At 62.6% G+C, this 18,911-nt stretch carries 11 protein-coding genes and 1 tRNA gene; 8 read left to right on the top strand and 4 right to left on the bottom strand.

Translation table 11 applies throughout. From position 1 onward, the window contains the following. Nucleotides 1-13: 13 nt before the first annotated feature. The 3 genes from ACNPAA_RS15965 (at nt 14) to ACNPAA_RS15955 (ending at nt 5,897) form a co-directional block, all read left to right on the top strand. Nucleotides 14-3,163: an efflux RND transporter permease subunit gene (locus ACNPAA_RS15965; protein ID WP_041213203.1), complete on the top strand. Its 3,150-nt coding sequence runs from the start codon at nt 14-16 to the stop codon at nt 3,161-3,163. Then, nucleotides 3,156-4,571 carry an efflux transporter outer membrane subunit gene (locus tag ACNPAA_RS15960; RefSeq protein WP_417891863.1) on the top strand — a complete coding sequence of 472 codons (1,416 nt, stop codon included), beginning with the start codon at nt 3,156-3,158 and terminating at the stop codon, nt 4,569-4,571. Before ACNPAA_RS15965 ends, ACNPAA_RS15960 begins: the two co-directional genes overlap by 8 nt. A 330-nt stretch (nt 4,572-4,901) precedes the next feature. After that, on the top strand, nt 4,902-5,897 hold the full coding sequence (locus ACNPAA_RS15955) for a sulfate ABC transporter substrate-binding protein (RefSeq protein ID WP_263719905.1): 996 nt from the start codon (nt 4,902-4,904) through the stop codon (nt 5,895-5,897). Nucleotides 5,898-6,137: 240 nt separating this feature from the next. Here ACNPAA_RS15955 and ACNPAA_RS15950 read toward each other — a convergent pair. Together ACNPAA_RS15950 and ACNPAA_RS15945 are read right to left on the bottom strand one after the other, a co-directional pair. After that, nucleotides 6,138-6,213 (bottom strand) — tRNA-Thr (locus ACNPAA_RS15950). Nucleotides 6,214-6,300: 87 nt separating this feature from the next. Beyond that, on the bottom strand, nt 6,301-7,041 hold the full coding sequence (locus ACNPAA_RS15945; protein ID WP_005324180.1) for a phosphatase: 741 nt from the start codon (nt 7,039-7,041) through the stop codon (nt 6,301-6,303). 468 nt (nt 7,042-7,509) lie between these two features. On the opposite strand from ACNPAA_RS15945, the gene ACNPAA_RS15940 reads away from it, so the two are divergent. From ACNPAA_RS15940 to ACNPAA_RS15925, 4 genes are all read left to right on the top strand, one after another. Continuing rightward, nucleotides 7,510-8,163: a TetR/AcrR family transcriptional regulator gene (locus ACNPAA_RS15940; RefSeq protein WP_005324182.1), complete on the top strand. Its 654-nt coding sequence runs from the start codon at nt 7,510-7,512 to the stop codon at nt 8,161-8,163. A gap of 47 nt (nt 8,164-8,210) precedes the next feature. After that, nucleotides 8,211-10,535: an acyl-CoA dehydrogenase gene (locus tag ACNPAA_RS15935; protein WP_041213197.1), complete on the top strand. Its 2,325-nt coding sequence runs from the start codon at nt 8,211-8,213 to the stop codon at nt 10,533-10,535. A 161-nt stretch (nt 10,536-10,696) separates the two neighbouring features. Continuing rightward, the gene (locus ACNPAA_RS15930; protein ID WP_417891862.1) at nt 10,697-13,759 is read left to right on the top strand and encodes an efflux RND transporter permease subunit; all 3,063 of its coding nucleotides are present in this window, start codon (nt 10,697-10,699) and stop codon (nt 13,757-13,759) included. Between the two features lie 14 nt (nt 13,760-13,773). Then, nucleotides 13,774-14,817: an efflux RND transporter periplasmic adaptor subunit gene (locus ACNPAA_RS15925; protein ID WP_417891861.1), complete on the top strand. Its 1,044-nt coding sequence runs from the start codon at nt 13,774-13,776 to the stop codon at nt 14,815-14,817. Nucleotides 14,818-14,884: 67 nt separating this feature from the next. Here the strand turns inward: ACNPAA_RS15925 and pyk are convergent, their stop codons facing one another. Together pyk and ACNPAA_RS15915 are read right to left on the bottom strand one after the other, a co-directional pair. Further along, entirely contained in the window at nt 14,885-16,324 is a 1,440-nt protein-coding gene (gene pyk, locus ACNPAA_RS15920; protein WP_041214849.1) for a pyruvate kinase, read from the bottom strand. A 160-nt stretch (nt 16,325-16,484) separates the two neighbouring features. Continuing rightward, the gene (locus ACNPAA_RS15915; protein WP_161470316.1) at nt 16,485-17,342 is read right to left on the bottom strand and encodes a MurR/RpiR family transcriptional regulator; all 858 of its coding nucleotides are present in this window, start codon (nt 17,340-17,342) and stop codon (nt 16,485-16,487) included. A gap of 345 nt (nt 17,343-17,687) precedes the next feature. Between ACNPAA_RS15915 and glk the strand changes: the two genes are divergently transcribed. Then, nucleotides 17,688-18,656 carry a glucokinase gene (gene glk, locus ACNPAA_RS15910; RefSeq protein WP_417891860.1) on the top strand — a complete coding sequence of 323 codons (969 nt, stop codon included), beginning with the start codon at nt 17,688-17,690 and terminating at the stop codon, nt 18,654-18,656. Nucleotides 18,657-18,911 lie beyond the last annotated feature (255 nt).

Raw genomic sequence — 18,911 nt, 5'->3', positions numbered from 1 at the left:
GAGTAGTCGCCTCATGGCACGTTTTTTCATAGATAGACCCATTTTCGCCTGGGTGATCGCCCTGGTGATCATGCTGGCCGGGGCCATGGCCATCATCGGCCTGCCGGTGGCCCAGTACCCGACCATCGCCCCGCCGGCGGTTGGCATCTCCGCCAGCTACCCGGGGGCCTCCGCCAAGACGGTGGAAGACTCGGTGACCCAGATCATCGAGCAGAACATGACCGGGCTGGATCACCTGCTCTACATGTCGGCGCAATCCGACTCGTCAGGGAACGTCAGCGTGACCCTCACCTTCAAGCCGGGCACGGATCCCGACATCGCCCAGGTGCAGGTGCAAAACAAGCTGCAACAGGCCATGTCGCTCCTGCCCCAAGAGGTGCAGCAACAGGGCGTGCGGGTCCAGAAGACCTCCAGCAGCTTCCTGATGGTGGCCGCCTTCATCTCCACCGATGGCGCCATGACCAACGATGACCTGGCGGACTATGTGGTAGCCAACATCAAGGAGCCCCTGAGCCGTCTGGACGGGGTCGGTGACATCACCTTGTTCGGCAGCCAGTACTCCATGCGTGTCTGGCTCGATCCCCACAAGCTCAACCGGGTGCAGATGACCCCGGCCGACATTCAGGCCGCCATCAAGGCCCAGAACGCCCAGGTTGCCTTTGGCAAGCTGGGGGGGACCCCTGCGGTGAGCGATCAGCAATTTACCGCCACCATCATGGGCCAGACCCGGCTCTCCACCGTGGAGGAGTTCAACAACATCCTGCTGCGGGTGAACCAGGACGGCTCCAAGGTCCAGCTCAAGGACGTGGCCCGGGTCGAGCTTGCCGGTGAAAACTACGACGCGACCGCGCTCTACAACGGCCAGGCCACCGCCGCCGTCGCCATCAAGCTGGCGACCGGTGCCAACGCCCTGGACACCGCCGAGCACGTGCGGACCAAGCTGGGTGAACTCTCCGAGTACTTCCCGGCCAACATGGAGATCGTCTATCCCTACGACACCACGCCGTTCGTGAAGATCTCCATCGAGGAGGTGGTGCAGACCCTGATCGAGGCGATCTTCCTGGTGTTCTGCGTCATGTATCTGTTCTTGCAGAACTTCCGGGCAACCCTGATTCCGACCATCGCGGTGCCCGTGGTCCTGCTCGGCACCTTCGGGGTGATGGCGGCCTTCGGCTTCTCCATCAACACCCTGACCATGTTCGGTCTGGTGCTCGCCATCGGCCTCTTGGTGGATGACGCCATCGTGGTGGTGGAGAACGTGGAGCGTCTGATGAGCGAGGAGGATCTCTCCCCCCTCGAGGCGACCCGCAAGTCCATGACCCAGATCACCGGCGCCCTGGTGGGCATCGCCCTGGTGCTGTCGGCGGTGTTCGTGCCCATGGCCTTCTTCGGTGGCTCTACCGGTGCCATCTATCGCCAGTTCTCCCTCACCATCGTCTCGGCCATGGTGCTCTCGGTGCTGGTGGCCCTGATCCTGACCCCGGCCCTGTGCGCCACCCTGCTCAAACCCATGAAGCACGGTGAATTCGGCGCCCAGCGCGGCTTCTTCGGCTGGTTCAACCGCTTCTTCGACACCAACGCCAACCGTTACCAGAACGGCGTGCGCAAGGTGATCAAGCAGGGCACCCGCTACGGCATCATCTATCTGGCCATGCTGGCGGTGCTGGCGGTGCTCTTCATGCGCATGCCCACCTCCTTCCTGCCGGAAGAGGATCAGGGGGTCATCATGTCCATGGTGCAGCTCCCGGTGGGGGCGACCAAGGAGCGGACCGAGGTGGTGCTCGGGGAGATGCGCGACTACTTCCTCGAGAACGAGAAGGAGAACGTGGACTCCGTGCTGACGGTGGCGGGCTTCAGCTTCGCCGGTAGCGGTCAGAACAGCGGCATGGCCTTCATCAAGCTCAAGGACTGGAGTGAGCGCAAGGGAGAAGAGCGCAGCGCCAATGCCATCATCGGCCGCGCCATGGGGTTCCTGTTCAGCATCAAGGAAGCCCAGGTCTTCGCCTTCAACCTGCCCCCCATTCCGGAACTCGGCACGGCCACCGGCTTCGACTTCTTCCTGCAGGACCGCGGCGGTCTGGGTCACGAGAAGCTGATGCAGGCGCGCAACCAGTTGCTCGGCATGGCGGCGCAGGATCCCAACCTGGTGCGGGTACGCCCGAACGGAATGGAAGACACGCCCCAGCTCGACATCAAGATCGATTACGAGAAGGCGCTGGCCCAGGGGCTCTCCATCACCGACATCAACAACACCCTGTCGGCGGCCTGGGGCTCCTCCTATGTGAACGACTTCGTCGACAGAGGCCGGGTCAAGAAGGTCTATCTGCAGGCGGATGCCCCTTTCCGGATGAACCCGGAAGATCTGAAGCTGTGGTACGTGCGCAACAGCGCGGGCCAGATGGTGCCCTTCTCCGCCTTTGCCAGCACGGAGTGGAGCTTCGGCTCGCCCCGTCTTGAGCGCTACAACGGTGTCTCCGCCATGGAGATCGTCGGTGAGGCGGCCCCTGGCAAGAGTACGGGTGATGCCATGGCGGCCATCGAGGAGATGGTGAAACAGTTGCCGGAAGGGATCGGCATCGAGTGGACCGGCCTCTCCTTCCAGGAACGTCAGGCAGGCTCCCAGGCGCCGGCCCTGTACGCCATCTCGCTCCTGGTGGTCTTCCTCTGTCTGGCGGCCCTCTACGAGAGCTGGAGCATTCCGTTCTCGGTCATGCTGGTGGTGCCGCTCGGGGTGCTGGGGGCCATTTTGGCCGCGACCCTGCGCGGGCTTGAGAATGACGTCTACTTCCAGGTGGGCCTGCTCACCACGATCGGGCTGTCGGCCAAGAACGCCATCCTCATCGTCGAGTTCGCCAAGGAGCTGCACGACAAGGGGATGAGGCTCGGGGATGCGGTGGTGGAGGCCTCGCGTCAGCGCCTGCGCCCCATCCTGATGACCTCGCTCGCCTTCATCCTGGGGGTACTGCCCCTGGTGATCAGCACCGGGGCGGGCGCCAGCAGCCGAAACGCCATCGGGACCGGCGTGATGGGGGGGATGATCAGTGCCACCGTGCTCGCCATCTTCTTCGTGCCGCTGTTCTTTGTGCTGGTGATGCGCTATTTCACCGAACGCAAGCATGCCGGGGAAGAGAGTGTCCACACCAAGGAGATCAACCATGACTAAGACCCTGATCGCCCTGGGCGTGACCCTGATGATGGGGGGCTGCTCCATGGCCCCCGACTACCAGCGCCCCGAGCTGCCCCAAGGCGCCTCCTGGCAAGCTGACCTGGCCGCCAAGGGGGAACTTGCCCCCTGGCGCCAGCAGTTCCAGGACCCGGCCCTGCAGACGCTGATCGGCACCGCCCTTGAGAGCAACCGGGATCTGCGCCTGGCAGCCCTCAACGTCGAGGCCTACGAGGCGAAATACCGTATCCAGCGGGCGGCCCAGTTGCCGACCCTGGCCGCCAGTGGCAGCGGCACCCGCCAGCAGGGATCCGACGATCTCAGTAGTACGGGGCAGGGCACCATCAGCAGCCAGTACGGCGCCAACATCGGCATCACCGCCTATGAGCTGGATCTGTTTGGCCGGATCCAGAGCCTGAAAGATCAGGCCCTTGAGACCTATCTGGCGCAAATCGAGACCCAGCGCAGCACCCAGATTGCGCTGGTGGCCTCGGTGGCCAATGCCTACTTCACCCTGCTGGCGGATCAGGAGTTGCTGGCCCTGAGCCAGGCGACCCTCGCCACCGAGCAGGAGAGCTATGCCCTGACCGAGCACAAATACCGCCTGGGCGCCGCCTCCGAGATGGAGCTGGCCCAGGGGCGCACGGCACTGGAAAACGCCAAGGTCAGCCAGGCGCAATACCAGCGTCTGGTGAAGCAGGACAGAAACGGTCTGGCCCTGCTGCTTGGCACCGATATCCCGGTGCTGGCGGCACAACCGGCCACCCTGGCCGAGGTGAAACTGGCGCCGATCCCGGTGGGGGCTCCCTCCAGCCTGTTGCAGCAACGCCCGGACATCCTGGCGGCGGAGCACAACCTGAAGGCGGCCAACGCCAACATAGGGGCGGCCCGCGCCGCCTTCTTCCCGACCATCTCGCTCACCGCGACGGCGGGCACCGCCAGTAACCAGCTGAGTGGTCTGTTTGACGGCGGCACCGGCACCTGGACCTTCATGCCCCAGATCAATCTGCCCATCTTCGATGGCGGCAAGCGCGTTGCGGATCTGGACGTGGCCGAGGTGGGGACCTGGCAGGCGGTGGCGAGCTATGAGAAGAGCATCCAGACCGCCTTCAAGGAGGTCGCGGACACCCTAGGTGCCCAGGCTGACTACGCGCAGCAGCTGCAGGCGCAGCAGGCGCTGGTGGATGCCAATCAGACCTACTTCAGGCTGGCGGAGGTGCGTTACGAGCAAGGGGTGGACAGCTACCTGACCCGCCTCGATGCCCAGCGCTCCCTGTTCAGCGCCAAGCAGGGGCTCATCAGCACCCGGCTCGCCCAGCTGAGTAACCAGGTCGCCCTCTACAAGGCCGTCGGTGGCGGCTGGCAGGCGCCGAAGGACGCAGAGCCGGCATCAGACAAACAGGGTTGACCCCTCGGGGTTGACGTAAAAAGCATCAGGGGCGAACCACTAGGTTCGCCCCGTTTTTTTATCTGTCATGTCGAGAGGCCAAATCGAGGCAGGTGACAACGGCGCTCCCTGCCCGGAGCAGGGAGCGGGCAGGAGGAGCCCCACGCTCATGGGCGCCGCCCTCGGCAACCATCATGACCTGCCTGGAGGTGACCACCTCATCGCCGTCATCCGTTGCACCGGACCCAGGAGATGCCATTTATCGCATAAGCTGAGCAGTAATTATTCTTTCAAAGAATAAATGGTCGGCTCTTATAGTCAGTCACTCGCCCCTCATTCCAAGGATGTGAAATGAAACGACTCGTGCCCGCCACCCTGCTTGTTGCAGGACTGGCTCTCGCCCCGCTGGCCCAGGCGACCACCCTGCTCAACGCCTCCTATGACGTGATGCGCGATTTTTACAAGGAGTACAACGGAGCCTTCCTGAAGCACTGGCAGGCCGAAGGTGGGGAGCCACTACAGATCAACATGTCCCACGGCGGATCGAGCAAGCAGGCGCGCGCCGTCATCGACGGCCTGCCCGCCGATGTCATCACCATGAACATGGCCACCGACATCAACGCCCTCGCCGAGCATGGGGGCCTGGTGCCCAAGGGGTGGGCGGATCGCCTGCCGGATCACAGCGCCCCCTTCACCTCGGCCACCGTGTTCATCGTGCGAAAGGGCAACCCCAAGGGGTTGAAGGATTGGCCTGATCTGCTCAAGGAGGGGGTACAGGTCATCGTGCCCAACCCCAAGACCTCGGGGAACGGCCGCTACACCTATCTGTCTGCCTGGGGGTATGTGCTGGAGCAGGGGGGCGATGAAGAGGCGGCCAGGGCATTTGTCGGCAAGCTGTTCAAGCAGGTTCCCGTGCTCGACACCGGCGGCCGCGCTGCCACCACCACCTTCATCCAGAACCGCATAGGGGACGTGCTGGTCACGTTCGAAAACGAAGCCGAGATGATTGCCCGGGAGTTCGGTCGTGGCAGCTTCGAGGTGGTCTATCCGAGCGTCACCGCCGTGGCCGAACTGCCGGTGTCAGTGGTGGACAAGGTGGTCGACAAGCAGGGTACCCGCAAGGAGGCCGAAGCCTATCTTGCCTATCTCTGGTCTGACGAAGGCCAGCGCATTGCTGCCAGCAACTATCTACGCCCGCGCAACCCGGCGATCCTCGCCGAGTTTGCAGACCGTTTCCCGAACGCCACCTTCCTCGATGTGGTGAAGACCTTCGGCGCGTGGCCTGTGATCCAGCGCACTCACTTCAGGGAGGGCGGGGTGTTCGACCAGATCTATGCCCAGCGCTGAGGCGCCCCGGGATAACGATGCTCACCCAGGTGCAGCCGGGGCGTGGCTGCCTGGCTGCCCTCTCTGATGGTGGGGCCAGGTTGGTGCGTCAGGCTCTGAAAGATGAACAGGGCCGTCGCGGATGGCGGTGTCCTGGAGGGGGAGGGGGTTCTGGCGCAGTCACACCGGCGTCTTGGCCAGAGACCCGGGACAAAAAGCACGAAGGGTTGGCCTCGCACTGAGGCCAACCCTTCGTCTGTCTGGTGCCGGTAATAGGAGTCGAACCTACGACCTTCGCATTACGAATGCGCTGCTCTACCAACTGAGCTATACCGGCGGCTTGATGTTCAGAGTCGTGAAAAAAGCCGGACAAGTCAATTGAGCCAATTCGATTTTATGAGTTGGCTCATGATGTTAAGGCATATCAGAGGTCAACGAACTCCGGGATGTGAGCACGGCCGCGGCTCTCGAGAAAATCGAGCAGGGCGCGGGGGGAGCGTGCCAGGATCCGCTCATGTGGGAAGTTGGCTTCGGTGACCAGCCGATGGCAGTGATCAAAGTCGCCGAGGCTGAATGCCACGTGGGAGTCGGAGCCGAAAGTGAGGTAGGCACCCAGATCGCGCGCCGCCTCGACGATGGCGCGGCAGTTGCTTTCACTGCCTGCACGGGAGTGACTGAACGAGGAGTTGTTGACCTCCAGCGCCACTCGATACTCTGCCGCTGCCTTGACCACCGCCTGGATATCGATGGGGAAGGCGGGGTTGCCGGGGTGGCTTATCATGTCGACCCGACCACTTCGAATGGCGTTGATCATGGCCTGGGTGTGGGTCGCCTGATCGCAGGGGGGGAACACCGGTTCGTGAAAGCCCGCCATGATCATGTCGAGCCGCGATTCGTAGCGCTCGGGGAAGTCTATTTCACCGTCGATGTTCTTGATGTTGGCTTCTATGCCGCGCAGGATGCCGACCCCGTCCACGACTCTGGGCAACACGTGCAGATTGACGAAATGCCAGTAATGCGGGGCATCTGCCATGTCCGGGCCATGGTCCGTGGTGGCAAACAGCTTGATCCCCTTGGCTTTGGCGATGGGCAGGTAATCGTGAATGGTGCTGTAGGCGTGGGTGCTGGCGACGGTGTGCGTGTGGGTATCGACCGTATACTTCATCTTCTCTCCCCTCTGGCATGAGGCGACAGCATAGCAAGATTGGCGAAGCCGGGCCATGTGGCTGGTTGCCATACTTTGTCACAATTTTGGTCTGTGCTGACAAAGTCTGATGACGTTTCACTGCGAGGATGGCGACATCGATGCAAGCCTGAACACCCATCGATGGGTCGACACTGGATGGTCAGACCCGTTTTCCCCACCGTCGCCCCTGCGACGGTTTTTTTTGGTTCTCTGTCGGCGCATCGGGTGACGGCAGGGCAAAAAAATGCCCAACTAGCATGGCGCAGGTTGGGCGAGACTTAATGTTTAATTGCAGTGGCATAGATATAGAGTGCCGTCTCGCCGCGAAGTTCCCGCCATCTTCCCTCTTTTTTGATTAAAAACATTTAGCCAACACTTGTTCACATTCTCTTGACATGAGTGGGCGTGAAACGTACTTTTTAAACATTCGTTTAAGTGAGGTGTCCAGTGAGTAAAATCGATACCAAGAACCGTATTCTCGACGCCGCCGAGGTGCTGTTTGCCGAGCGGGGGTTCGCCGATACCTCGTTGCGTCTGATCACCAGCGAGGCCGATGTGAACCTGGCTTCGGTCAATTATCACTTCGGCTCCAAGAAGGAGCTTATCCAGGCGGTGCTCGACCGTTATCTGAGCCTCTTCATGCCGGCACTGGACGGGCGGTTGCAGACGTTGATGGCGCAGGATCAGCTGACCCTGTTGCAGGTGTTCGAGAGCTTTGTCGAACCCCTGATGAAACTGTCGGCCGTCAGGGCGAATGGTCCGGCGCTCTTCATGCAGTTGCTGGGGCGCGGCTATATCGACAGTCAGGGTCACCTGCGCCGCTTTATTACCACCCATTATGGGGCGACCCTGCACGGGATCACCCAGGCCATCTCCAAGGCCAATCCGGATTTGTCGCCAGCGGATCTCTTCTGGCGCCTGCACTTCACCCTGGGCACAGTCGTCTTCACCATGGCCTCTGCGGATGCCCTGCGTGACATCGCCCAGGCCGATTTTGGCCAGCAGCTCGATGTGGAAGGGCTGGTGCGCAACGTCATTCCTTATCTGGCGTCCGGTGTCGGGGCGCCCGTGGAGTCGACCAGGCTCTCCCTGGCCGTGTAACACCTAACAATAATCAACGGAAACAGTGAAATAGAAGGAACTTCGGTATGATCACATTGCTTGTCCTGCTGGTGCTGGCGATAGCCGTGGTGCTCGGTGTCCCCGCCATCCGTAAAAAGGTGGTGACCCGCCCCGTGTTCGGCATCTTCAAGAAGATACTGCCGCCCCTGTCGGCCACCGAGCGGGAGGCCATGGAGGCCGGCTCCGTCTGGTGGGACGGGGAGCTGTTTCGCGGTAACCCGGACTGGAAGAAACTGCACGGCTACGGCAAGGCCGAGCTGAGTGCAGAAGAGCAGGCCTTTATCGACAACCAGGTCGAAACCCTGCTCGCCATGGTGGACGACTTCAAGATCGTCAACGAGACCAAGGACCTGCCGGAGCCGGTGTGGGACTATCTGAAGAAAGAAGGCTTCTTCTCCCTGATCATCCCGAAATCCTACGGCGGCCGCGAGTTCTCGGCGATTGCCAACTCCACCATCGTCACCCGTATCGCCACCAAGAGCCTGAGCGTCGCGGTCACCGTCATGGTGCCCAACTCTCTCGGCCCGGGCGAGCTGCTGATGCATTACGGCACCCAGGCCCAGAAAGATTTCTGGCTGCCGGGGCTGGCCAACGGCAAGGAGGTGCCCTGCTTCGCCCTGACCGGGCCGGAAGCGGGCTCCGATGCGGGCGCCATCCCGGACAAGGGGATCGTCTGCAAGGGGATGCACAAGGGTGAAGAGGTGCTGGGCATTCGCCTGAACTGGAACAAGCGCTACATCACCCTGGCGCCGCGTGCCACCGTGCTGGGGCTGGCGTTCAAGCTCTATGACCCGGAAAAACTGCTGGGTGACAAGGAAGAGATCGGCATCACCTGTGCGCTGATCCCGACCAGTCACCCTGGCGTGCGCGTCGGCGATCGCCACTACCCCATGGGGCTGGCGTTCCTGAACGGCCCGACCTTCGGCAAGGATGTGTTCATTCCGCTCGACTGGATCATCGGTGGCCCGGATTACGCCGGCCGTGGCTGGCGCATGCTGGTGGAGTGCCTCTCCGCCGGTCGCGGCATCTCGCTGCCTGCCCTTGGCACCGCCTGTGGTCACATGGCGAGCCGCACCGTGGGCGCCTACTCCTACGTGCGCAAGCAGTTCGGCATGTCCATCGGCAAGTTTGAAGGGGTACAGGAAGCGCTGGCCCGCATTGGCGGCCTCACCTATCAGCTCGAAGGCGCTCGTCGCATGACCGCAGGTTCCCTGGATTTGGGTCAGGCACCGGCCATCGTCACCGCGATTTCCAAGTACCACATGACCGAGATGGCCCGCCAGGTGATGGATGACTCCATGGACATCCACGCCGGTCGCGCCATCCAGCTGGGCCCGAAAAACTACACCGGCTACGCCTACATGGGCATTCCGGTGGCCATCACGGTGGAAGGGGCCAACATCCTGACCCGCAACCTGATGATCTTCGGGCAAGGGGCCACCCGCTGCCATCCGTATGTGTTTGCCGAGCTGGAAGCGGCGGCCGACACCGATGTGGAGCGCGGTCTCGAGAAGTTTGACGCTCTGCTGATGAAGCACATCGCCTTCGGTACCGGCAACTTCTTCGGTGCCCTGTTCCAGGGGCTGACCCTGGGTCAGTTCAACAGTGCCCCGGTGGCCGGCGAAACCGCCCGCTACTACAAGCAGCTCTCTCGCATGAGCAAGGGGCTGGCCCTGTGCGCCGACGTCTCCATGCTGATGCTGGGTGGCGATCTCAAGCGCAAGGAGATGATCTCCGCCCGTCTGGGTGACGTGCTGAGCCACCTCTACCTGGCCTCCGCCACCCTCAAGCATTACGAGGATCAGGGCCGCATGGTCTCTGACCTGCCGTTCGTGCAGTACGCGGTGGAGCGCAACCTCTACCTGATTGGCAAGGCGTTCGAGGGCTTCTTCCAGAACTTCCCGAACAAGGTGGTGGGGGCCGTACTCAAGCGGGTGGTGTTCCCGTTCGGCGTCGGTTACAAAATGCCGGCGGACGATCGCTGCCATGCCATCTGTCTGGCCATGATGACGCCGGGCGAGTTCCGGGATCGTCTGACCGCGCTCTGTTATGTGGGCAAGGACGAGGCGGATCCGGTGGGGCTGATGGAGCGTGCCTTCCAGGCCATGGTCTCGGTGCAGCCCATCGAGAAGAAGCTGGTGCAGGCCCAGAAAGAGGGCAGACTGCCCCGCAAGCTGGCGCTGCCTGAGCTGGTGGCTGCGGCCCTGTCCCAGTCCATCCTCGGCAAGGAGGAGGCGGACAAGCTGCTGGCCGCCGATGCCCTGCGCTACGAGGCTATCCAGGTGGACAACTTCGCTCCTGGCGAGCTGGAAGGATTGTCTCAACCGAACCCGGTCGAGCATGCAGCCTGACCCCGAGCGTAAACCGACAACCGGCCCTAGTGGCCGGTTTTTTGTTGTTTAACCAGGCATTTACAAGGTCGATTAATTCCAGTTTAATGCAATGGCCCCCACCCTTGGGGCAGGAAGCAAGGCCATCGGAATGGCCGATAACAACAACTCAGGAAGAGTGAATGAACCTCGCCAAAACGGCGATCGAACGCCCCATCTGGGTGGCGGTCTCGGTCGTGCTGATTTTTTTGCTGGGCCTGCTCAGCATCCGGGGACTGCCCGTCCAGCTGTTTCCCGACATAGACCGTCCTCACCTCAACATCACGGTGGACTGGCGTTCGGCCTCGCCCCAGGAGATGGAGTCGGAGATAACCGATCCCATCGAGCAGGAGATGCAGGGGGTACAGGGGCTCAAGAGCCTCAGCAGCAACAGCTACCCCGGCTTCACCGAAATCGACATGGAGTTTGCCCTCGGCACCGACATGCAGCGGGCCCAGCTTGACGTCATCTCCCGCCTGAACCGGGTCTCGGGGCTGCCGGACAACATCGGCGGTCCTTACGTCAACAACTACAGCAGCAACGACACCCTGACTTTCTTCTTCATCCAGCAACTGCCCGGCGCCAAGGGGGAGATAGACGATCACCAGGCGCTGATCGAGGCGAGGGTCAAGCCCGAGCTGGAGCGGATCCCCGGGGTGTCCACGGTCGACATCGAGGGGATCAACGAGCGCCAGATCCAGATCCGTTTCGACCCTTACCGCGCCGCCGAGCTGGGGGTGGAGATCCCGGTGCTTGCCAGCCGGGCAACGACGGGCTGGGATGTGTCGGCCGGCACCCTCGACATCGGACGCTGGGAGTACAAGCTGCGCTTTGCCGGTCGCTATGACGTGGCGGCCCTGGGGGACAAGGTGGTGGACTGGCGTGACGGCCTGCCCATCTATCTGCGGGACGTTGCCGAGATCAGAGTGGCCCGGGAGGAGAACCCGGTGCTGCGCATCCAGAACGGCAACACCGCCATCGCGGCGCAAATCTTCAAGGAGAGCGGCGCCAATGCCCTGGCGGCGCTCGAGGGGATCAAGGCCAAGGTCGGGGAGCTCAACCGGGAGGTGCTGGAGCCGGTCGGCCTGCACATGGAGCAGTCGTTTGACGCTTCTCTCTACATCAACCGGGCGGTGAGCATGGTGACCGCCAACCTGGGGCTCGGGGTGCTGCTCTCCTGCGCCATCCTCTGGGTCTTTCTACGCCAGCTCAAGGCGACCCTGATGATCGCGATCGCCATCCCCATCAGCATCATGCTCACCTTCTGTCTGCTCAAGGTGATGGGGCGGACCCTCAATATCATCTCCCTGGCGGGCATTGCGTTTGCGGTCGGCATGGTGCTCGACGCCGCCATCGTGGTGCTGGAGAGCATCTACCGGCGCCATGAGCGGGGTGACATCAGCAAGGGAGAGGCGGCGCTGGAGGGCACCCGCCGGGTGTGGACCGCTCTGGTGGCGTCCACTCTGACCACGGTCGCCATCTTCCTGCCGGTGCTCCTGCTCAACGACGTGGAAGGGCAGTTGTTTGCCGATCTTGCGCTCACCATCGCCTGCGCGGTGACCGTCTCCATGGTGGTGGCGGTCACGGTGTTGCCTGCGGTGGCGGCGCGCTGGATGGGGCACGAGCGGCTGATTGATCCCTTTGAGCGCCTGTGGTGCCGCGTCACCCGCCATGTGATCCGCTGGACGGCCACCGCCCCCAGGCGCTGGGCCATCATCGTCCTGATGATGACGGGGCCTGTGCTGGTGAGCTGGTTGATGTTGCCCAAGATGAACTACCTGCCGGATGTGAAGCGGGACGCCATCGACGTCTGGATGAGTTTCACCCCCGGGGTCAATCTCAAGGCCCAGCGGGAGGAGGTGATCGATACCCTGATTGCCCGCCTCGACCCCTATATGAAAGGGGAGAAGGGGCCTGTCCTCAAGAACTACTACATCCTGCGCTACCCGGGCGGTGCCCAGATCGGGGTGCGGCCAAAGGAGGATAACCAGATCAAGGTGCTGGAGCAGCTCTTGATGAAGCAATTGCTGGTGGGCATTCCCGACACCCGGGTGTTTGGCGGTCAGGGGTCCCTGTTTGGCGGGTTTGACAGTGAAAACAGCATCTCCCTGCTGATCCAGGGGGGCGGGCTGCCCGAACTCTATCAGGCGGCCAGGGAGAGCATGACCATAGTGCAGCGGGACTTGCCCGGCGCCCAGGTCAGGCCAGAGCCCGGACTCGATTTCACCGCTCCCGAGCTTCGGCTGGTGCCCCAGGACAGGCGCCTGGCCGAGGTGGGCTGGGATCGCTCCCCCATGCCCGCCATCATCCAGACCTTTGGCGATGGTCTGCGGGTAGGCGAATATTTCGACGGGGATGAGCGGCTCGACATCCTGCTGATGGGGCAGGCCTCCGCCAACCCGGACGAGCTCAAGGCGGTGCCGCTTGCTACCCCGTCCGGGCGCATCGTCCCCCTCGGCGAACTGCTGCGGGTGGAACCAGCCCTCGGGCCGGAGAGCATCTTCCGGGCCGACGGCCGGCGCAGCATCCAGCTCATGATCACCCCGCCGGACGGCGTGAGCATGGAGCAGGTGCTGGAGACCCTGCAGAGCAAGAGCTTCCCCGCCATCAGGCCCATACTGCCGGCTGGCGGGGAGCTGCAGGTCGCCGGCAATGCCGACAGCCTGCAGCAGGCGCTGGACAACCTCGGCAGCATCTTCCTGTTTGCGGTGCTGATCCTGCTCATCCTGCTGTGGGGGGTGTTCGCCTCCTTGAAAGATGCCGTGCTGGTATTGCTTACCCTGCCCCTCGCCGCCGTCGGCGGTGTGCTGGCGCTGCGACTGAGCGGGTTGCTGGTGCCGCTGCCGATGGACTTGCTCACCATCATCGGCTTCGTCATCCTGCTGGGGCTGGTGGTCAACAACGCCATCCTGCTGGTGCACCAGACCCGCACGGCGGAGCGGGAGGGGTTGAGTCGCCAGCTGGCGGTGGCCGATGCCCTGCAAAGCCGGATGCGCCCCATCGCCATGACCAGCCTCACCAGCATCTTCGGCATGCTGCCGCTGATGTTGAGCCCGAGCGAGGGGAGCGAAATCTACCGGGGGCTGGCCACCGTCATCGTCGGCGGCATGAGTTGCAGCACCCTGTTTACCCTGATCCTGCTACCCGCCTTCCTGCGGCTGGGTGAGCGGGTCGACGTGCCGCAGGCCATTCGGCAGCGGGCCTGAGCAAGGAGCTCACGATGACACAAGGTTTCACAAGGATGGCAGTGGGTGCCCTGCTGCTGGCGGGCGCGTTGCCCGCGCAGGCGCAGAGCAAGATGGTGACCCTGGCGGAGGTGGCCCAGGGGGAGGCGGGGGCCAGCATCTGGGTCAGCGGCACGGTCGCGAGCCGTCAGCAGGCGGCGCTCAGCGCCGAGGTCAGCGGACGGGTGGAGTGGGTTGCCGAGTTCGGCAGCCGGGTGAAGGCGGGGGACGAGCTGCTGCGCCTGGACGGCGCGACCCTGCGCCTCTCGCTGGAGCAGGCCAGGGCGGAGCAAGCCAGGGAGGCGAGCAACCTGCGCTACGCCCGTGCAGAGTTCCAGCGTCTGGAGCGGCTGCACCAGCAGAAGAGCGCCTCCCAAAGCCAGTACGACAAGGCGCGCTACGATGTGGAGCAGGCGGAACTGGCCGAGCAACTGGCCCGGGTACAGGTGCGCCAGATCGAGGAGCAGCTGCGCAGAAGCCGCATCTTCGCGCCGTTCGATGGTGTGGTGAACGAGCACTTCGTCCAGCCGGGGGAGCACGTGGATGAAGGGGAGCAGGCGCTGGAGCTGGTCAATCCCGACGAGCCGGACATCCGGCTGCGGGCGCCCATCGCCTGGGCCCAGCAACTGGCCGCCCAGACCCGGTTGCGGGTGGAGGGGGAGCAGCTCAGCAGCCACGCCGTCTACTACCAGCGGGCGGCGAGCGCCGATCCCAAATCCCGCCTCATCGAGCTGCGCCTCAAGCCGGAAGCGGGCACGTTCATCATAGGCTCGCCGGTGCGGGTAGCGCTGCCGATGGGGGAGCGGCAGACCATGCTGCTGCCGCGGGATGCCCTGGTGCTCGGCACCGAGGGGAGCGTGGTCTACCAGGTGGAGAAGAGTGGCGCGGATCTCAAGGTGAACCGGGTGCCGGTCACCGTGCTGTTCGGGGACAGCCGGGAGGTGGCGGTGAGCGGCGCCCTCAAACAGGGAGACAAGGTGGTGGTGCGCGGCGCCGGCAGCCTGCAGGATGGAGACAAGGTGGAGCTGTTTCGCGGTTGAACCTGGGGCAGATCCCATAAAAAACGGCTCCTGCGGGAGCCGTTTTTGTTGCAGGGAGGAGGGGCGATTACTCGACCATCATCACCTTGCAGGTGTTGGTGCTGCCGACGGTTTCCATCTTGTCGCCGTGGGTGAGCAATACCATGTCGCCGCTTTGCAGCAGTCCCTTGGCCTTGAGCACGTCCAGCGCGTCGCGGCACACCTCGTAGACCGGCTTGGTCTCGTCGCCATCAAACAGCACGGGGGTGACGCCGCGGTAGAGGTTGGCCCAGGCCAGGGTCTTGTTGTGAGGAGACATGGCGAAGATGGGCAGGCCGGAGCTGATGCGGGACATCAGCAGCGGGGTGGTGCCCGACTCGGTCAGCGCCACGATCGCCTTGACCCCTTCCAGGTGGTTGGCCGCATACATGGTGGACATAGCCACCGCCTCTTCCACCGAGGTGAAGGTGTAGCTCATGCGGTGGTTGGAGACGTTCAGGCTCGGGTGCTTCTCGGCGCCCACACAGACGCTGGCCATGGAGGTCACGGTCTCGATGGGGAACTGGCCGGCGGCGGTCTCGGCGGAGAGCATCACCGCATCGGTACCATCCAGCACGGCGTTGGCCACGTCCATGACTTCGGCACGGGTCGGGAGCGGCGCGTTGATCATGGACTCCATCATTTGGGTCGCGGTGATGACCACGCGATTCAGGCGGCGGGAGTGGCGAATGAGCTTCTTCTGCACACCCACCAGTTCGGGGTCGCCGATTTCGACGCCGAGATCGCCACGGGCCACCATGACGGCATCGGAGCCGAGGATGATGTCTTCCATCGCCTCGTCGCTGGCGACGGTCTCGGCGCGCTCGACCTTGGCCACGATCTTGGCGTTGGAGCCAGCTTCGCGGGCCAGTTCGCGGGCGTAGCGCAGATCATCGCCGCTGCGGGGGAAGGAGACCGCCAGGTAGTCCACGTTCATGCGGGCGGCGGTCTTGATGTCTTCCTTGTCCTTCTCGGTCAGGGCCGGGGCGGAGAGGCCGCCACCCTTCTTGTTGATGCCCTTGTTGTTGGAGAGAGGGCCGGCCACGGTCACCGTGGTGTGGATGCGGGTGCCTTCGACCTGCTCGACCTTCAGTTGCACGCGGCCATCGTCCAGCAGCAGGATGTCACCGGATACCACGTCCTGCGGCAGGCTCTTGTAGTCGATGCCGACCTGCTCCTGGCAGCCTTCTCCCTTGCCGAGGGCGGCGTCGAGAATGAACTTGTCACCGATGGCGAGGTAGATCTTGCCATCCTTGAAGGTGGAGACGCGGATCTTGGGGCCTTGCAGATCGCCCATGATGGCCACGTGGCGGCCCAGCTTGGCGGCGATGTCACGCACCTGGTTGGCGCGCTGGATATGATCTTCAGGAGTGCCGTGGGAGAAGTTCATCCGCACCATGTCGGCACCGGCGCGAATGATCCCCTCGAGAATGCCGTCGCGATCGGTCGCCGGACCGAGTGTGGTAACAATCTTTGTACGTCTTGGCATGAAAGACTCCAATGTGAAGTTGATATGACTTGAAATACTGCCCCGTCAAGCATGTGGCATGGCGCCAACTGGCAGGCCATCTGGGTGGCCTTGTTTGATTGAATTTCGATACTACACCAAGCCCGTTGGCATAGACAGTCGGGGGCGGACCCCCGAATGATCAGGAGGAGTGCGGGGTATCAAAGCGGGATTCGCGCAAACCTTCTTTGACTTTCTTCAGGTTTTCGCGAAATTTCATGCCACGGCGCAGGGTGAAACCGGTGGCCAGCACGTCCACCAGGGCGAGCTGGGCGATGCGCGAGGCCATGGGCATGTAGACGTCGGTGTCTTCCGGCACGTCCATGGAGAGCACCAGATTGCATTCGCGGGCCAGGGGAGAGTCCTTGGCGGTCATGCCGATGACGGTGGCATCGTTTTCCCGGGCCAGCGCGGCAATTTCCACCAGGGCCTTGGTGCGGCCGGTGTGGGAGATGAGGACCACCACGTCCCCTTCGCTGCTGTTGATGCAGCTCATGCGCATCATGACGATGTCCTCGAAGCTCACCACGGGGATGTTGAAGCGGAAGAATTTGTTCTGGGCATCGCGGGCCACGGCGGAAGAGGCGCCCAGGCCGAAGAAGCTGATCTTCTTGGACTGGGTCAGGATGTCGACGCAGCGGTTGATGGCCGAGATGTCCAGGCTGTTCTTGGCGGCATCGAGGCAGGCCATGGTGGATTCGAAGATTTTGGCGGTATAGGTGTCCGGGCCGTCTTCCGCTTCCACATGGCGGTTCACATAAGGGGTGCCGTTAGCCAGGCTCTGGGCCAGGTGCAGCTTGAAATCGGGAAAACCCTTGGTATCGAGGCGACGGCAGAAACGGTTGACGGTCGGTTCGCTCACATCGGCCAGCTTGGCCAGGGTAGCAATGCTGGAGTGAATGGCGGTCTGGGGTGAGACCAGGATCACTTCAGCCACCTTACGCTCTGATTTACTGAAACTTTCCAGATTGTTCGTAATTTTATCGAGGGTATTCATCATTACCACCAGGCATTTTTGTAATTTAACTTCAGTGTCTGTGCACTAAATTCACAGCTCAAGCAGGTTTCCAATCTCCGCGATGACTATACAAGACAAGCGCTTATCGGAACTAATCTCGGCCCTGCAAAGTATGACTCATGTCTAATAATTTCGTGTTTTTAGTTGCAAACTTCCATTTGTGTCTTGAAAACGCTTACAAATGTTGCAAAGCAACAACACTGTGAGCGGGCGCACACTTGTCTGCATAAATCGCGCAGCCCGGCTGCGGGCTCGAGTAGTATTGCAGCCAAATAATAATGTCGGGACGGTAAGGGCCGCCCCGAGTCGGTAACGAAGGAGTTTGTTATGCAGCATACCCATGCGCTGGTGGGCGACGTTGGCGGTACCAATGCCCGGCTGGCCCTCTGCGAACTGGCGACGGGCGCCATTTCCCAGGCAAAAACCTATTCGGGGCTGGCCCATCCCAGCCTGGAGGCCGTGGTGCGCCTCTATCTCGAAGAGCACGATGCCACCGTGGGCGAGGCGTGCATCGCCATCGCCTGTCCCATCAATGGTGACTGGGTCGCCATGACCAACCACAGCTGGGAGTTCTCCATCCGCGAGATGCAGGCCAACCTCGGCCTTGCGCGCCTGCAGGTGATCAACGATTTCACTGCCGTCTCCATGGCGGTGCCCGTGCTCGGCGAGAGCGATCGCATCCAGCTCGGGGGCGCGGCTCCGGTAGCCGGCAAGCCCATCGCCATCTATGGCGCAGGTACCGGCCTTGGCGTCGCCCACCTGGTGCAGGCCGGTGAGCAGTGGCTGAGCCTGCCGGGTGAGGGCGGTCACGTGGATTTCGCCGCCAACACGGAAGAGGAAGATGCGGTGCTGCAGGTGATGCGCGGCGAGCTGGGCCATGTGTCGGCGGAGCGTTTCCTCTCGGGCCCCGGGCTCGTCAATCTCTATCGCGGCCTGGTCAAATCCGATGGCCGCGAGCCCGAACCTTTTGCCCCCAAGGACATCACGGAGCGGGCGCTGGCGGGGGAATGCCTGGATTGTCGCCGTACCCTGAGCCTCTTCTGCGTGCTGATGGGGCGCTTTGCCGGCAACCTGGCCCTCAACATGGGCACCTTCGGCGGTGTCTACATCGCCGGTGGCATAGTGCCGCGCTTCCAGGAGTTCTTCATCGGATCGGGCTTTCGGGTCGCCTTCGAGGACAAGGGGCGCTTCAAGTCCTACCTCAAGGACATCCCCGTGTTCCTCATCACCCACGAAGGTCCGGGCCTGCTCGGTGCGGGCGCCTATCTGCGCCAGTCCCTCGGGATCCGTCTCTGACAGGCTAGGGAAACGATTTCATCGCGGTTCAGCCCTGATTCAGTGGCCCTGGCGTAGAGTAGGCTCACGTACTCAAGAGGACAGGGTTTCACAGGGAATTGGAAGCTGTCTTCATCCGCTGGGTGCGAATTGTCATACCAATCAGATTAAAGATGTGATCTAATTGCTCTATTCTGGTTTCACTGTACTCAGTATGTCCGATCCAATCGATTTCTTGGCCCTCGCCAAGGCAGAAACCAACGCCAGGAAACGCAT

The organism is Aeromonas sp. PS2Canimalfood6, from assembly GCF_048276795.1.
GTDB classification, from domain to species: Bacteria; Pseudomonadota; Gammaproteobacteria; order Enterobacterales; family Aeromonadaceae; genus Aeromonas; species Aeromonas caviae.
Note: the sequence above shows the minus strand (reverse complement) of the source record. Positions and strands in the feature narration are given on the sequence as shown.

What these genes read in the sequence shown, in the direction of transcription:
- ACNPAA_RS15965 (WP_041213203.1), top strand. Translation starts at nt 14, where the DNA reads ATGGCACGTTTTTTCATAGATAGACCCATTTTCGCCTGGGTGATCGCC.
- ACNPAA_RS15960 (WP_417891863.1), top strand. Translation starts at nt 3,156, where the DNA reads ATGACTAAGACCCTGATCGCCCTGGGCGTGACCCTGATGATGGGGGGC.
- ACNPAA_RS15955 (WP_263719905.1), top strand. Translation starts at nt 4,902, where the DNA reads ATGAAACGACTCGTGCCCGCCACCCTGCTTGTTGCAGGACTGGCTCTC.
- ACNPAA_RS15945 (WP_005324180.1), bottom strand. Translation starts at nt 7,041, where the DNA reads ATGAAGTATACGGTCGATACCCACACGCACACCGTCGCCAGCACCCAC.
- ACNPAA_RS15935 (WP_041213197.1), top strand. Translation starts at nt 8,211, where the DNA reads ATGATCACATTGCTTGTCCTGCTGGTGCTGGCGATAGCCGTGGTGCTC.
- ACNPAA_RS15930 (WP_417891862.1), top strand. Translation starts at nt 10,697, where the DNA reads ATGAACCTCGCCAAAACGGCGATCGAACGCCCCATCTGGGTGGCGGTC.
- ACNPAA_RS15925 (WP_417891861.1), top strand. Translation starts at nt 13,774, where the DNA reads ATGACACAAGGTTTCACAAGGATGGCAGTGGGTGCCCTGCTGCTGGCG.
- pyk (WP_041214849.1), bottom strand. Translation starts at nt 16,324, where the DNA reads ATGCCAAGACGTACAAAGATTGTTACCACACTCGGTCCGGCGACCGAT.
- ACNPAA_RS15915 (WP_161470316.1), bottom strand. Translation starts at nt 17,342, where the DNA reads ATGATGAATACCCTCGATAAAATTACGAACAATCTGGAAAGTTTCAGT.
- glk (WP_417891860.1), top strand. Translation starts at nt 17,688, where the DNA reads ATGCAGCATACCCATGCGCTGGTGGGCGACGTTGGCGGTACCAATGCC.